Source organism: Variovorax sp. H27-G14 (assembly GCF_046156345.1).
In the GTDB taxonomy this organism is placed as follows: domain Bacteria; phylum Pseudomonadota; class Gammaproteobacteria; order Burkholderiales; family Burkholderiaceae_C; genus Variovorax.
Window position 1 is genome coordinate 739521 of the sequence record NZ_JAYLVN010000001.1, and the last position, 14691, is coordinate 754211.

The 14691-nt window shown below is 59.9% G+C and carries 13 protein-coding genes and 2 pseudogenes; all 15 read left to right on the forward strand.

The genetic code is table 11. The annotated features are described in order from the left end of the window. Positions 1–26: 26 nt before the first annotated feature. The 15 genes and pseudogenes from VLK31_RS03460 to VLK31_RS03530 all read left to right on the forward strand — a co-directional run bounded on the left by VLK31_RS03460 (position 27) and on the right by VLK31_RS03530 (position 14626). Entirely contained in the window at positions 27–1427 is a 1401-nt protein-coding gene (locus VLK31_RS03460; RefSeq protein ID WP_409166970.1) for an IS701 family transposase, read from the forward strand. A 270-nt stretch (positions 1428–1697) separates the two neighbouring features. Then, a pseudogene (locus VLK31_RS03465) lies at positions 1698–2533 on the forward strand (sugar phosphate nucleotidyltransferase). Beyond that, positions 2530–3078 (forward strand): annotated as a pseudogene (gene rfbC, locus VLK31_RS03470) (dTDP-4-dehydrorhamnose 3,5-epimerase). The pseudogenes VLK31_RS03465 and rfbC overlap by 4 nt, the downstream one beginning before the upstream one ends. 25 nt (positions 3079–3103) lie before the next feature. Beyond that, entirely contained in the window at positions 3104–3670 is a 567-nt protein-coding gene (locus tag VLK31_RS03475; protein ID WP_409166971.1) for a hypothetical protein, read from the forward strand. After that, a complete protein-coding gene (locus tag VLK31_RS03480; protein ID WP_409166972.1) occupies positions 3667–5370 on the forward strand; it encodes a GspE/PulE family protein in 1704 nt (567 codons plus the stop codon). Before VLK31_RS03475 ends, VLK31_RS03480 begins: the two co-directional genes overlap by 4 nt. Before the next feature lie 13 nt (positions 5371–5383). Further along, entirely contained in the window at positions 5384–6640 is a 1257-nt protein-coding gene (locus tag VLK31_RS03485) for a type II secretion system F family protein (protein ID WP_409166973.1), read from the forward strand. 64 nt (positions 6641–6704) lie between these two features. Further along, positions 6705–7178: a type II secretion system major pseudopilin GspG gene (gene gspG, locus VLK31_RS03490; protein ID WP_409166974.1), complete on the forward strand. Its 474-nt coding sequence runs from the start codon at positions 6705–6707 to the stop codon at positions 7176–7178. A gap of 25 nt (positions 7179–7203) precedes the next feature. Continuing rightward, entirely contained in the window at positions 7204–7647 is a 444-nt protein-coding gene (locus tag VLK31_RS03495) for a Tfp pilus assembly protein FimT/FimU (protein ID WP_409166975.1), read from the forward strand. A gap of 2 nt (positions 7648–7649) precedes the next feature. After that, positions 7650–8093 (forward strand): type II secretion system protein, encoded by a 444-nt coding sequence (locus tag VLK31_RS03500; RefSeq protein ID WP_409166976.1) that lies wholly within the window; start codon positions 7650–7652, stop codon positions 8091–8093. A gap of 7 nt (positions 8094–8100) precedes the next feature. Continuing rightward, positions 8101–8817 carry a type II secretion system protein gene (locus VLK31_RS03505; RefSeq protein ID WP_409166977.1) on the forward strand — a complete coding sequence of 239 codons (717 nt, stop codon included), beginning with the start codon at positions 8101–8103 and terminating at the stop codon, positions 8815–8817. After that, positions 8814–9872: a hypothetical protein gene (locus tag VLK31_RS03510; protein ID WP_409166978.1), complete on the forward strand. Its 1059-nt coding sequence runs from the start codon at positions 8814–8816 to the stop codon at positions 9870–9872. The genes VLK31_RS03505 and VLK31_RS03510 overlap by 4 nt, the downstream gene beginning before the upstream one ends. Continuing rightward, positions 9847–10956, forward strand: a complete 1110-nt coding sequence (locus VLK31_RS03515) for a hypothetical protein (protein WP_409166979.1) — start codon at positions 9847–9849, stop codon at positions 10954–10956. Before VLK31_RS03510 ends, VLK31_RS03515 begins: the two co-directional genes overlap by 26 nt. Beyond that, entirely contained in the window at positions 10953–11555 is a 603-nt protein-coding gene (locus VLK31_RS03520) for a hypothetical protein (protein ID WP_409166980.1), read from the forward strand. The genes VLK31_RS03515 and VLK31_RS03520 overlap by 4 nt, the downstream gene beginning before the upstream one ends. After that, on the forward strand, positions 11552–12106 hold the full coding sequence (locus tag VLK31_RS03525) for a hypothetical protein (protein ID WP_409166981.1): 555 nt from the start codon (positions 11552–11554) through the stop codon (positions 12104–12106). The genes VLK31_RS03520 and VLK31_RS03525 overlap by 4 nt, the downstream gene beginning before the upstream one ends. A 93-nt stretch (positions 12107–12199) precedes the next feature. Further along, positions 12200–14626 carry a secretin N-terminal domain-containing protein gene (locus VLK31_RS03530; protein WP_409166982.1) on the forward strand — a complete coding sequence of 809 codons (2427 nt, stop codon included), beginning with the start codon at positions 12200–12202 and terminating at the stop codon, positions 14624–14626. Positions 14627–14691: the final 65 nt, after the last annotated feature.

The window sequence follows — 14691 nt, forward strand, 5'->3', positions numbered from 1 at the left end:
CCTCTCGTCTTCGCTCCGGAGGATTGATGAATGCAGTCGAGCGCTTCGATAGCTACCTGAAGCACCTGAGCGCAGGCTTGGGTCACGCGGACCGGCACTCGGGCCTTCGCGGTTACTGCACGGGCCTGATGCTTCCGCTGTCGCGCAAGAGCATCGAGCCCATGGCCGCGCGAGTGGATCCGATGCACGCCAGCGCCCGGCACCAGTCACTGCACCACTTCGTGGCCAAAGCCGAGTGGTCTGACACCCAGATGTTGCGGCGCGTGTGTCAATGGGTGATGCCCAAGATGGACTTCAGCCAGGGCGGCTGGTGGATCATCGATGACACTGGGTTTCCGAAGAAGGGTCGCCACTCGGTAGGTGTCACGCGCCAGTACTGCGGGATGCTTGGCAAGCAGGACAACTGCCAGGTAGCGGTGAGCATCTCGCTTGCAAGCAAGCAGGGCAGCCTGCCCGTCGCCTGGCAGTTGTACCTGCCCGAGGACTGGGCTGCGGATCCTGAACGCCGCGCCAAAGCCAGCGTTCCCGAAGAGGTTCGCTTCGCCACGAAGACGCAGATCGCGCTGCAGCAGTTGCGTACGCTGTTGGATGAAGGCGCACCGCGCCATTGCGTGCTGGCAGATGCCGGCTACGGCGTGGACAACACTTTCCGCCAGGCGCTCAGCGACATGGGCCTGCTCTACGCAGTAGGTATCACATCTGCCGTCGCGGTCTGGCCGCCTGGCGTTCAGCCGCTGCCGCCCAAGCCTTACAGCGGCATGGGCCGACTGCCAGTGATGCCCAGGCGCACTGCGGCGCTGCAGCCCATGAGCGTCAAGGCATTGGCGCAGTCCCTGCCAAACCGAGCGTTCCAGATCATTCGCTGGCGCAAGGGAACCAACGACACATCGAGTGGGCGCTTCGCGGCCGTGCGGGTGCGCCACGCCGGCGGCAATACGGGCAAGGCACGCCTGCGCCCCGAGCAGTGGCTGCTCATCGAGTGGCCAGCAAGCGACGCTGAGCCGAGCAAGTACTTCCTGTCCACCCTGCCAGAAGACACGCTGATCAACGACTTGGTCGACGTCGCCCATCAGCGCTGGCGCATCGAGCGCGACTACCAGGATCTGAAGCAGGACTTCGGCTTGGGGCACTACGAGGGGCGAGGCTGGCGAGGGTTCCATCACCACGCCGCCTTGAGCATCGCGGCCTACGGGTTCCTGATGGCCGAACGTCTCACTGCCGATAAGTCTGTCGGCGGTAAAAAAAACTTCATCGAACGCCAGGTGCTTTCCCTTCCCAAGGATTACAGCCCCCGCGGCAGTCCTGCGCGCGCAGCGTCACGTGGGGACGTCGATCACGAGTCTGCGCCAGCGGCTGAGCTACCAGCTGATCGCACGTCTCGGGCAGTGCCCTTGCTGCGGCAGGGTAGCGCAAGACTACTTTTGTGACACAGTAAGACTAGTTGCAGAGATACTCGCTTAAGCAACCTGAGCTTGCGCCCATGCGTTCTGGCCTAATGCTTTCAGTGTCTTGGAACTCGCCGCCATCGATTGGGACAAGCTCTTGTCGGGCCGCCACTCACCGATGTTTACCTGCTCAGCTTGGCATGCCGTAACGGCAGGCGACGTGTTATCCTCAATCAGAGGATTTCTCTGGCCGCAGTACCTTCAGCACGGCCCGAAAGCCTCGGTGTTCTTTCTCCCAAGCATCGTAACAAAATGCAACGCAAAGGCTTCATCCTCGCCGGTGGTATCAGCACTCGACTGCACCCGGCCGCGTTCGAGATGAGCAGCAGCAACTGCCCGTCTAAGACAAGCCTATGATCTATTCCCCCTGAACATCTTGATGCTCGGCTGCTTTCGCGAAATCTTTATCAGTACCCCGCAAGACACGCCATGCTTTCAGCAACTGCTGGGTGATGGCAGCCCGGGGGGCATGGACCTGCCATATGCGTCGCAGCCCAGTCCCGGCGGCTTGGCGCAGGCCTTCATCATCGGCCACAACATTTTCTATGGTCACGATTTCGAGCAACTGCTGAGCCATGCCGATGAAAGCAACGCTGGCGCCACGGTGTTCGTGTATCACGTGGAAGGCCCCAAGCGTTACGGTGTGGTGGTGTTCGATGCCGCCGGCAAGGTCACAGCATCGAGGACAAGCCGCTCGAACCCAAGAGCAGCTATGCAGTGACCGGACTCTATTTCTACGGCAAGCAGGTAGTCGAGATCGCGAAGGCGGTCGAGCCGAGCGACCGCGGCGAGTTGGAGATCACGGCCGTCAACCAAGCGTATTGTGACCGTGACCAGCTAAATGTGAAGATCATGGCGCGCGGCTATGAATGGCTGGACACCGGCACGCACGAGGGCCTGCTCGAGGCGGGCTAGTTAATTGCCACCCTCGAACACCGCCAGGGTCTGGAGATCGCGTGTCCCGACGAAATCGCAAGGCGCCGAAGTTTATTGATCGAGAACAGTTGGCAAGGCTGGCGATTCCATTAACGAAGAACGGCTATGCTCAATATCTTGCTCCACTGCTCACGAAAGAGGTCGGCTCATGAAGGCTACGGCGACCGATGTCCCGGAAGTGATGATGATCGAGCCGAAGGTATGTGGCGATCGGCGCTGATTCTTTTTTCGAGAGCTTCAATCAACGTGTGTTTGAAAAGCTGACCGGCCTTAATACGCAATTCGTCCAGGAAAACCATTCTCGTTCAAGTAAGGGCGTTTTACGCAGACTTCGTTACCAGATTAAGCAACCGCAAGGGAAACTGGTGCAGGTGGTCCGCGGGTCGGTATTTGATGCGGCGGTAGACATCCGAAAGTCATCTTCCTTTTTTGGTCAGTGGGTCGAGGTCGAATCGAGTGAAGAAAACCAGAAACAGCTTTAAACGCCGCCACGATTTGCACATGGATTCGTGGCGCTCAGTCCAGACGCAGATTTTTTGTACAAAAATGACGACTACTACTCTTCAGTCGGTGATGGTCCATCGCCTGGGACGAGGAGGCCGTTGGTATGGTGTGGCCGGATCTGGGGATGGCTCCAAAGCTTTCGGGCAAGGACCAGCAAGGAGCAAACTTGTCTCAAGCGGAGGTATTTTCTTGAAGTACTTGGAAAGCGGGACTGATCAATGATGCGAACGAGAATCTGCTTTGCAGCAGGGCGCTATCTTTTGTCCGCGCTGCTGAGTTGGGGTGGTTGTGCGGTTCATGCGGCCAATGTGGACGATCCGCTGTTGACGTTGCCAACGGCTACAGCCGTGCTCAGTGCCCTTTCACCGCCGACCAGCCTTGAGCGTCTGGAGAGCGGCAATGAACTGCTGCTGGAGTCTCCGGACATTGTGCGCAGCGGGGTCGTCAAGGTTCGAATGATGAGCGCAATGCCTCGCACGGACGCCATGTGGTTGCTCAACTTGTCGCCTCCAGCGATGCCGGCCTCACCGCTTCCTTATTTGCCTTCAGGAAAAAAGACTGCGGCTGAGTCGACTGTTGACAAGCCGAAAATCTCAAAACCCTCTGGTGCCCTGCTCGCGAGCTTTCGTTTTAAGACAGACCAACCGCCGGAAGAGATCGTCGAGATCAATCTCGACACGACCCAAACGTTGCTGCTTGTGGCTCGCGCGGGGGGGCGTTATTTCGGGGTCAAGCGTGAGGTGAAAGTCGGCTATCCGGAGGGATCCAGGAAGGACAAACCGTGAACGCAAGAACCCAATTCCAGACCTTTGACGATTACCTGATCAATGCCGGCATCTTGAGTCCAGCTGCACGACAACAGGTGCAGACGCTGAGCAGCGGCCGCCCGGAATCCTTACTGGGTTTGTTGCGACGCACCGGAATGGTCCCCGAGGATCAACTCGTCGGCGCTCTTGCGCGGTACACGGGTTGGCCAATGCTCTCTGGCGCGGAACTGATGCCTTTGGACGGCGCTATCCGCGATGGGTTGGAGCAGTTGGCTCTGAATGTGCAATGGAGCAGGCGCAACGGAGTCGCCATCTGGATCGACGACGGTCAATTGGTCTGCGCAACGGCGGATGTGCCTGCGCGGTCGCTCACCGAAACGCTCAATCTCAAAGCACGTGAAAATCGGCTCGGGGTTTCAATGCGGCTGGCACGGGTTGCAGACCTCGAGAACGTGCTCGGGCAGATCGATCACGAGCCACAGCGAGCGGCCGTCCACGCCGGTGACATTGCCCACTTGCGGGAACTGGCAGAGGAGGGACCGATCGTCGAACTCGTCAACAGCTTGTTGAGCCAAGCTCTGACGCGACGCGCTTCCGACCTTCACATCGAGCCGGGTGAGTATCAGTTCGAAGTTCGTGTACGAGTCGATGGCGTGATGCGTGAGCTCCAGCGACTGCCACTGGATCGATTCGACGCAACAGTCTGCCGTATCAAGATACTCTCGCAACTCGACATTGCCGAGCGGCGTTTGCCGCAGGATGGCCGGATGACTGCTCGCATCCATGGCGAAAGCTTCGATATTCGGGTGTCCGTACTGCCTGGCGTTCGGGGCGAATCGGTGGTCATGCGGCTCCTGCGCCAAGATCGTCAAACCTACCAATTGTCCGACTTGGGCATGATCGAAGATCACGCGGAGATGTTTCGGCGCTGGACCGGCGAGCCGAACGGAATCGTGTTAGTAACAGGCCCGACCGGCTCTGGCAAAACGACAACCCTCTACACGGCGCTTGACCTCGGCAACGACGGTCTCAAAAAGATCATCACGATCGAGGATCCGGTCGAATACAAACTGGCCGGCATCACCCAGCTTCAGGTCAACGCCGACATCGGATACAACTTCGCCGCCGCGCTGAGATCAATCCTGCGGCATGACCCGGACGTCATCCTGATCGGCGAGATTCGCGACCGTGAAACGGCGGCCATTGCGGTGCAGTCTGCGCTGACAGGTCACTTGGTCTTTTCAACCCTTCACACAAACAGTGGCGCCGGTGCTGTGTCGCGTCTGGTGGACATGGGCGTCGAGCCTTTCCTGCTTGCGTCCAGCTTGCGCGGCATTATGGCCCAACGGTTGGTTCGCAGACTGTGTCCGCATTGCAGTCGTCCTGTCGGCCTCGCGGAACTCCAGCAATCCGCATTGCTCGAAAGCGAAATGAAAACCTTGTCGCAAATGCATGGCGGAGCCGACTTCGGCGCGCCGGCGCTGAAGGAAGCGGTAGGTTGCGACGCCTGCTTGCACACAGGCTATCTGGGCCGCATTGCGGTTTATGAGCTGTTCGATGTGACAGAAGAAATTCGAGAAGGAATTCTTTCTGGCACAAGCGAATCGAGTCTGATCGCTTCGCTTCGTGCCCGCGGAATCCGATCGATGGCGCAAGACGGCTATCTGAAGGTCTGGCGAGGCATCTCGACTGTCGCCGAAGTACTGGCCGTCGGATGACGTCCGTCTCGCCATGATTTCTTTTCAGTACAAAGGTGTGGACAACCAAGGCAAGCGGGTGTCCGGATCGCTGCAGTCGGACGGACAAGCGGCTGCGCTTTCGAGCTTGAGCGCCCGGGGTTACCAAGTATTCGAATTGACGCAGGCCCGCGGAGGGAAAGGTAATTCCGATCCTGCTAAGTCGCCGTCAGCAGGCTCGTTCGGGGCAAGTTGGAGGCAGCTTTTCGGCGGCAAGGAAAAAATCGCACAAGCCGAAACGCTGTTGAGCATTGACGAATTGGCCACCCTGCTCGACGCAGGAGTGCCGCTGGCGGATGCGGTCGAAAATATCGCCCGGGGGTATGTTGGGCATCCGCTTGGAAATGCGCTCGATTCGGTGTATGCCGGATTGCGCTCTGGTGCCTCGTTCGCGCGTGCGCTGGACCAGTCGAGCTTCGACATGCCGGCCTATGTCTATGAACTGGTTCGGGCTGGCGAAGAGACTGGCAAGCTGGGCCAGTCATTGCGTTCTGCGGCAGAGCAAATGGAAGCCGACGCGAAGTTTCGTCGCGAGGCGCGAAATGCGCTGACCTATCCGTTCTTGCTGATCATCAGTGGGTTGGTCGCGACTCTCGTTGTCTTCGTTTTCGTGGTGCCGAAATTTGCCAATATATTGAGCAATCCGAAAGCCGATCTCCCGCTGATTTCGCAGTGGGTTCTTCAGTCCGGACTATGGCTGGTGAGCAACAAGCTCTTCGCCACTGGCATCGCTCTGGCCTTCGTCTTCTCGGCAGTGACGCTCTGGTTGCAACCCGGGACCCGCACCCGTCTGTGGGAAGCGGCAAGCCGCGCGCCGGTTCTCGGCAACTGGATCTTGCACGTTGAGCTTGCGCGATGGGGTGGCATGTTGGCCGTGCTCCTGGGAAATCACGTTCCGCTGTTGGAGGCGTTGGGCCATTCGCGCAACTCGCTGACCGGTCAGCAATGGCGTCACAAGGCCGATCTGGTGCTGGTTGACGTACGCGCCGGCAAGTCTTTGGCCGACGCCATGCAATCACATCATTTTGTGGATGCAGTCGGCATCAACCTGATTCGGGTCGGCGAGCGGTCCGGTGCACTCCCGAAAACGGTCGCTGCGCTTGCCACAATGCATCGAAACAGCAGCGAACAGAGCCTCAAACAATTTCTGGTCTTGCTGGAACCTCTGACGATCCTTATGGTCTCAGTTTTGCTCGGGGGGATAATGATTTCTGTGATGCTGGCCATCACAAGTCTTACCAACGTCATCTGAGGCGTCGTCTTGCGGGCTGCCATTCGCGCTGCCCCCTGTTCTACCAACGAATCTGTTTTGTTTCATGAAACTACACGCCCTTGCCTTTCGCCATCTTTCCGCCCCGGGCTCGACCAAGTTCGGGAGGAGCGCGGGTTTTACGCTCCTCGAGATGCTTGTAGTGATGGTGATCATCGGGCTGCTGGCAGGGTTGGTTGGACCTCGCATTTTTGGCAAGGTTGACTCCAGCAAGGTCAAAACCGCTCAGACGCAAATCAAAATGCTGGAGAGCGCAATCAGCATCATGCGACTGGACATCGGCAACGTGCCGGACGGCGATCGGGCATTGCGTTGGCTGACCCAGCCGCCTACGGACGACGACGCGGCCAAGTCGCTTTGGAAAGGTCCATACATCGAAGGCACCGTGCCACTCGATCCGTGGAACGGCGTGTACGTCATCAAGGTACCAGGCAACGACGGAAAGGCTGCCTCGGTCATTTCGTACGGTTCCGACGGCAAACCTGGCGGTGAAGGATTGGCCGCCGACATTGGCAACTGAAGAACGAGGGTCCCGGTTGTTTGCGATGCGTCGCTTTCCCAATGAATTCCTGCAGGGTTGGCGAACCCGAAGTGGTGGGTTCACCTTGATTGAAATGATGGCCGTCATGGTATTGATCGCGCTGCTCTCGGCCGTCGTGCTTCCATCCTTTCAAAGGTGGTTCGACGGGCTGGATTCACGCGTGCAGGCAACCGAGTTGGCGTCCCGCCTGCAGCGCCTCTATTCGCGCACGGCGTTGTTGGGACAGGGCTTCGTGCTCACGAAAAAATCTGCTGGCGAGCCGCTCGCAGACCGCAACGCCGCATTCTTGCTGCCCAGTGGTTGGTCGATGGCCGACGACACTGCGATCGTTTTCTCCGGCGCGGGAGTGTGCGCGCCAGCGGTGCTCAAACTTCGCTCGTCCGCGTCGCAGGTAACGTTGCGCGTTGCCGAGGCCACCTGCGAAGTTTCTATCGAACGCGGCGGTTGAGCGTGAAGCCGCAGAAGCTTCAATACGGGTTCAGTTTGCTGGAAGTCATTGCAGCCCTCGTCATCCTAAGCTTCGGCGCGGCAGCAGCTTTTACTTGGTTGACGCAGACGGTCAATACGATGGCGAGGTTGCGCGTTCAGGAGCGTGAGCAGCTGGTGCGTATCGAAGTCATCGAATACATGCGAGCGCTCAACCCTTCAGCGCGACCCGAGGGCGCGGTGCAGATGATGGGATACGATTTTTCGTGGACGAGCCGGCCGCTTCGGGAAACAGTGCCCGCGTTGGGAGATTCACGTGCCCCCGGCATTTATGAGGTGTCTCTGTATGAGGTAACGACCCATGTCGTATTGTTGGCTACCATGAGCAAGCCATTTGACATCACGATGGCGGTCCCGGGGTTCAAACAGGTCGGAACGCCGCGCGGGTCTAACCCGCTCGATTTTTAAGCGCGGAATGTCGACATCACGTTTCAAGCGCTCTTCGTATGAGCAACAGCGCGGTTTTACGCTGATCGAACTACTGGTCACCATCGTGATCCTGGGTTTCGTTGTGAGCGTGATGTCCAGCGCTTTCGGGCAGGTGGGCCAGATTTTGCGTGTCGCAACCGACAGTGGGAACAACTTCCAGCAACGCTGGCTTCAAACCACTGCGATGAACGACGTGGTGTCGAATCTTGTTCTGGACGCCAATGAGAACGCATGGCTCATCGGCACACCCGAACAGTTTCAGGGCTTGACCCTCGGCTCGCCGCTTGCGCCCCACGGCACGCCGCAGCGGGTCGAACTTCTGTTCAAGTCCCGGACCAACGATGTTGGCGTGGTCGTCACCGATTTGTTCGTGACACAGTTGATCCTTCCGCTGAATCCGACTCAGCAGAAGGCTCCGGGAGCCTTCGCCAGCCCGACCACGACGGGGGCGGAAACGACTTCTCAGCCGGTACGCTGGGCGCAGTGGCCTGGCAAGTTGGCACTGAGCTACATCGATCGTGCCGGCCGCGAGCACGCGAACTGGCCGCCCGCAGACGTTGTGCGAAAAGAATTACCAAGTGAAATTCTCGTTCGACCGGTTGGCGAAGACAAAGTGCTAGTGCGCAGCGCTGTGTTCGAAGGGCCGCTGTATCGGCCCGAAGACAAGGCAGCCCTACGCGATTTTCTCGGGATGACCCGATGAAAAGACCAGCGAACCGGCGCAGCGGTTTTGCATTGGCGGCCGTGTTGTGGTTGTTGGCGGGTTTGACGGTGATCGTCGCAGCCATAAGCGATGTCGCGCAAACGTCGGCCGAACGCGTTGCGCAGTTGCGCGAGCGGGTCGATTTCATGCAGAGCGCTTATTCCACCCGAGGCCATGTGTTGTATTGGCTGTCTGGGACAGGTACGGGAGTGAACAGCTTCAATGATGGCGTGCAGGGCGTCCGTGCGGACGGTACTCAATACACGGCAACGGCTGGCTCTACGGTGGGAGTGCAAGACATCGGCGGGCTGATTGCGCTCAACGCGCCGAATCGGCCGGTGCTCGCAAAATTGCTCGCCGATTGTGGTGTTGACAGGGTGGACATTGATTCACTCCTGGACGCACTCGAGGATTACATCGACCCCGATGATTTTCCACGCGTCAATGGCGCCGAAAACGAGCTGTATGCTGCCAAGTCAATTCCACCACCCAGGAACGCGCCATTGCTGTCGGTTCAGGAGCTTTGGTCGGTTTACGGCTGGGCGGCGCAGCGACCCACGCTGACATCCCACGGCTGTACAGAGTCGCTTACCGCTGAGTCTTCTATCGGTCGGATGCTCAACTTGGCAACTGCAACACGGCAGGCGCTGCAGGCTGGCGGTGTCCCCGACCAACTACTTGACACAGCCATCAGTCGCCGCTCCGATCCGGCTGCCCTTTTAAGCTCTTTGGGTATCCTGAGCGATTCGCTCGGTCGCGAAAACCCCTTCGGTGCGAACGCAACAGCGCCGGTGCAGCGCACGGTGCGCGTCACCCATCGTCAGGTCGACGGGCAATGGCAGCTGGATTACACGCTTCGGCTGACACCAGAGCTCGAAGGGCGGCCATGGCAGATCGTGGAGCCCCATTTGCATTCGACGATGCCTGCTGTCGCTGCAACCCCGTCCCGGTCTGCATCGACGCCAGCGGCAGAGCCTGCAGCCCCTGCTTTGCCCTGGCCGGCCAAACCACCTGCGGCACAATCCAACGATGTTTCGACCCTGCTATCTTTTTAATCCCGACGGGCGCGATCAGTTGCTCTATCGTGGTGCGGCATTTCGCCTGCCGCAGAGCCTCCTGGGTGTCGTGCTGGCGTTGCCGAGGGAGTTGTGCATCTACCTTCGACTCGACGCGACCGGCATTCCCTTGCTGCGTCTGCAGGCATTCGTCCGGCTGCAATTGCTGAGTCAATCGCCGATACGCGAACCAGGTGTCTTCGTTGCGCGCCAAGGCAATCTGCTGCATGTCTGGTTGTGGGAATCGAAATGGCGTGCCGAATTTGCCGCTAGACACAAGCTGCCCGCGAGCCGCATCTCGACTGTGCCAAGTGGGTTGCTGGTCACACCGCCCTCCCAGGACGGCGCCATCTTTGTGCGCACACTGGGCGCTCAAGGCGTGGAAGCACAGCTCTGGCAAAGTCGCGCATTGGTGCACGACGGTTGGTTCGAAGCGGCGCCTGCGGAGCTGGAGTGGAACCTGTGGCGCGATGAGGTGGGCCAACAAGAAGGAGTCCAATGGCCATCGGAGTTGCCGCGCACGCAGGAAATCATCGGGTCGAAGCGTGCATGGGCGCGTAACCTTTTTCGGGATCGCGGCGGACTTCCTGTTTCGACCGGCTTGTTTTGGCCTGGTGTTCTGAGCGCGGCAACGCTCGCGACCGCCGGTTACGTGGCGTGGCTGTATGGCCAGATGGATTACTTTGAAAAGACCGTGGCGGACAGCCGCAGCGGACAGTCCGATCTGGAATCGGCATTGAAACCGATTCAGCATGCGCGAGAGCAGGCCCTCAGTGGACAACGCTGGATCCTGCAAGCCCAGCAACTGACCGCGGGTTCGATTCGCCCCGCGCTCATTGAGCAGATAGGCCGCACGGTCACCGCGCAGGGCGCAGTCGTGCGTGAGCTAGAGGTCCAGGGGGGAAAAGTGCGAGTGACATTAGTCCCGGCGGTTGGCGAATTGGCGCTGACGCCCATGGTTGAAGCGTTGTCTCAGATCAGCGAATTCGAAGATGTGCGATTTGTCGACGGTGCCGGCACCGACGGCTTTCGTTTTGAGTGGCGTCTCCGCGATGCCAGAGCCGCAAACGGAGGCCGCTCATGATGAGCGGCAATCTGCGTTGGCTCATCTGGGCCGCCGTGTTGGTGGGTATATGGACGCAGTTGCTCGATTGGCGCGATGGCTTGGTCCCGCTCAAGAGTGAAGCCCTTACCGCGCAAACGCGAGAAGTCAGAGAACAAGCGGCACTCAAAGACTCCAATTGGGCCGCAGAAGCCGTACGCGCCAACGAAATCCGGCTGCGCTGGCTCGACCGGTTTCAACTGGCCGAAAGCGCCGGGCTGTTGCGGGTCAAGGCGCTGGAAGCGGTTAAAGCCATCTGCGTCGACGTCAAGGTGGGCTGCCAGATCTCTGCGGTCGGCGAAAACGAATCGGCGGCGGCGCGTCCCGGCGCTCCGGTGGACAACAAAGCAGCCGCCAATGCCCAACTCGCCGGTGTCAGCGTCGTTCGCGTGAAAACGACTTTCAGATTCGAGCCGAAACCCTTCATGGAGCTGCTGCGAGCGCTGGGCGAAAACGACAATTTGTATGCAATCGAGCGTGTTGCCGTGACGGGGCCGTCGGCCGAGATACTCATCAAGGTCTACGGAATCGATACGACAGTCGCCAGCTTGCTTCGCGCCGGCAATGGGAGCATCAAATGAAGCAGCAACGCACGTTGTGGCTCTTGGTGGCAAGCGCTGCTACCGCATTGCTGGTGTTCGGCGGCTGGCTCGGCGCACGGCAGGCAGGCGAAATCCTGCAGGCGGATTCTGCACGTCGTCAACAACCGGTGGCCCCTGCCGAAGCGCTGGTCTTGCCACTGCCGCCCGCATTCCATACCGATGCGATCGGGCCGCGTGAATCTCCGCGCCAGGCGAATGAAGGTGGTAGCGAAACGGCCACTCCCACCGGAGAGCCGCCACCGGGGGGCTATCCGGTCGACGTGGCCGTCGAAATGTGGGAGGCCTGGCTAAAACAACCTCGTAAAATTGGCGACCGCGCGTTGACTGCCGAAGCATGGGTTGTCACTGGCGTCGTCGTTCGCGCGAATGTTCAAGAGGTCATCGTTCAGCGCGGTAACGACCCGAAACCTCAATTTCGCCGAGTTGGCGATACCCTGCCCGGCGGTGCCCGCATCGTCTGGGTCCGGCCGAATGCCATTGGCCTGATCACGCCCCAGCGTGAACGTATCTCTCTGCCCGTGCGGCCCTAGCGGATGAATCGAATTCAAACTTTCCCCATTTTCAATCTCCGAATCGTTGCAGCAGCTTGCGCTGTGTTTATCGCAGGCTGCAGTGCGCCGCCCTTGCAGACCACGCCACTTGAATTTCAGCGGGCCGACCAGACGCGTCGTGAGGGGCTGCTCGGTTCGGCGCCTGCAGCGTTGCCGACCGAAACGCCCATCGTCGCCACGCCCAAAGTGCCCCCCATGATCGATGGCAATATGCGCAATACCGCACCGACGCCAGTGGGGCAGGGTGAAGTGGGCAATATTTCTGTGAGCCTTGAGCAAATGCCGCTTCCCAGCTTCATTGCTGCGGTGTATGGCGGCATTCTCAAGCTCAACTACTCGGTCGATACGGCCGTGGCTGCGCGAACCGAACTCATTACCTTCCGCACCCCGCGTCCATTGACCGCCGCAAAACTCGCTGAGCTGAGCAACATACTTCTCAAGAGTTACGGCATCACGGTCCAGGATTTTGGTGGCGTTTTGCGCATGGTCCCTGCCACCGCAACGTCGGCCATCCTCCCTGAAATTCGCAGAGGCAGGGCCCAGCCGACAGTCCCGCAGTCGTTACGGCCGATTTTTCAATACATTGAATTTGAAGCCATCCGTGCGCAATCGGTCCTGCCGAGCCTGAAAAGGATGCTGGGCGATCGCGTTCAGCTGCAAGAAGACAACTTTAACGGCTTGCTTATCAGCGGGCAGTCAGACGCAGTTCAAACCGCGTTGGAACTGATCCAGGTGTTCGACCAGCCCAGCATGAAAGGCCAGCGCAGCCTTCGTATCACGCCGCGCTTCTGGGGCGCCGAAGAGTTCGCCCGCCGCTTGACCGAAATCTTGCGCGCCGAGGGATATGCGGCGGCGAATCAGGTCGACTCCACGGCGCCGATCATCGTGCTCCCGATGCCATCTATCAACGGCGTGATCGCCTTTGCGCAGACAGATGCCATCCTGGAGCACCTTCAATCCTGGGCACGAGAACTCGATCAGCTCAGTCAGGTGCAACAGGGCGGGAGCATGTTCACCTATCCCGTCAAAAACGCAGATGCCTCAGACCTGGCCAAATCGCTGAATGAGCTGATCGGTGGTGGGGGCGGTGGCGGCGCCGCTCCGACCGGTGCCGCGGGTGCAACCGCTGCTGCTGGCGCGCCCGGCACTGCGGGAGGCCAGGCCTCACGAAGCACTCGACGGGGTGTCGTGGTGAACAACGCCACCAACACACTGATTTTCCAGGGCGGCACGCAAGACGAATACCGCCAATGGCTGGGCTTGCTGACCGAACTGGACAAGCCCGTGCGCTCGGCCCTCATCGACGTCGTTGTGGCGGAGGTCAGCCTCAATGACACGAACAACCTCGGTTTCGCATGGCAACTCGACCAGTTGTCCAGCCAATCGGGTGTGCGCCTCACCAGGACTGTCTACAACACCGGTGTGAGTGGTTCGGGGCTGACGATCAACGCATTGCTGGGTGGTAATCCGCTGCGCACCTTGGCCATCAATGCGCTCGCGAGCAACACCGCGTCGCGCGTCATTTCCAGTCCGAAGGTCATGACACGCAATGGCGAAACCGCAACCATTTCTGTCGGACAAGACGTGCCGATTGTTTCGTCCCAGGCGATCTCGCCGTCTCAATCGATCATTGGCGGCAGCAGCACCGTGGTGCCCCAGTCGGTCCAGTATCGCAACACCGGCACCATCCTGACCGTGAAGCCAGTCATTCACGCGGGCGACCGCATTGATCTGGACATCACGCAAGAAGTGAGCAGCGCCATCCCGACGACGACCGGCGTCACCACCTCCCCCACGATCAGCAACCGCCGCATCGACACCAAGCTGTCGCTGCGCGATGGCGCGACCGTGATGCTCGGCGGCCTCATCGGCGAAACCAATACCGCGAGCGACAGCGGTGTTCCGCTTCTCAAAGACATTCCCGTCCTAGGCAGTGTTTTCAAGTCGAGCACCAAGAGCAGCGACCGAATCGAGCTGATCGTGCTGATCACGCCTTACATCATCAGCGACAGTTTCGATGCCGAAAACGCCACCAATGCGTTCCAGGGCAGCATGAGCGAATGGATGCGCAAGGTGCGGCCGCGAGTCGGTCCCCGGCCACCCAGCGGTGTCAACCAGCCGGATGATGGCGCGATAGAAGCGGCACCTGTGGCCGGCGCTGTGCCGGCAAAGCGTGCTGCGATGAGCGGTGCCAATGCGACATCGCCGGTGGCCGGAAGCACCCGCGAAGCGGGGGGCCAGCGAATGATCAATCTATCGAATGCACAACCTGGTGCCGCGAGCACCGATGCGATGCCTCCAGGCGCCAGCGCGGTCGCGCCCGTGGTTGCGCCTTCGGACGCCCTGCCTCCGACAGGTCCGGCGGGCAGCGCCATGACGCCCGCAGCCCGCGCACCCGCCAACCTCCCCGCCACCGTGAACGGGTTCAGAGTGCCTCAGGGCGCGCGTGCCGTCGAAGGCGACGAGGCACAGCAGATCTTGAAATCGTTGGGTCGCTGAAGCGCCGACGCGATGCGGAGGTGAGTCGCCCACAGCGACGGTGAGTCACTGCTGGGCGGGCTAAC

Excerpts from the sequence above, each read along its gene's own strand:
- VLK31_RS03460 (WP_409166970.1), top strand. The coding sequence starts at position 27 with ATGAATGCAGTCGAGCGCTTCGATAGCTACCTGAAGCACCTGAGCGCA.
- VLK31_RS03475 (WP_409166971.1), top strand. The coding sequence starts at position 3,104 with ATGATGCGAACGAGAATCTGCTTTGCAGCAGGGCGCTATCTTTTGTCC.
- VLK31_RS03485 (WP_409166973.1), top strand. The coding sequence starts at position 5,384 with ATGATTTCTTTTCAGTACAAAGGTGTGGACAACCAAGGCAAGCGGGTG.
- gspG (WP_409166974.1), top strand. The coding sequence starts at position 6,705 with ATGAAACTACACGCCCTTGCCTTTCGCCATCTTTCCGCCCCGGGCTCG.
- VLK31_RS03495 (WP_409166975.1), top strand. The coding sequence starts at position 7,204 with ATGCGTCGCTTTCCCAATGAATTCCTGCAGGGTTGGCGAACCCGAAGT.
- VLK31_RS03505 (WP_409166977.1), top strand. The coding sequence starts at position 8,101 with ATGTCGACATCACGTTTCAAGCGCTCTTCGTATGAGCAACAGCGCGGT.
- VLK31_RS03510 (WP_409166978.1), top strand. The coding sequence starts at position 8,814 with ATGAAAAGACCAGCGAACCGGCGCAGCGGTTTTGCATTGGCGGCCGTG.
- VLK31_RS03515 (WP_409166979.1), top strand. The coding sequence starts at position 9,847 with ATGTTTCGACCCTGCTATCTTTTTAATCCCGACGGGCGCGATCAGTTG.
- VLK31_RS03520 (WP_409166980.1), top strand. The coding sequence starts at position 10,953 with ATGATGAGCGGCAATCTGCGTTGGCTCATCTGGGCCGCCGTGTTGGTG.
- VLK31_RS03525 (WP_409166981.1), top strand. The coding sequence starts at position 11,552 with ATGAAGCAGCAACGCACGTTGTGGCTCTTGGTGGCAAGCGCTGCTACC.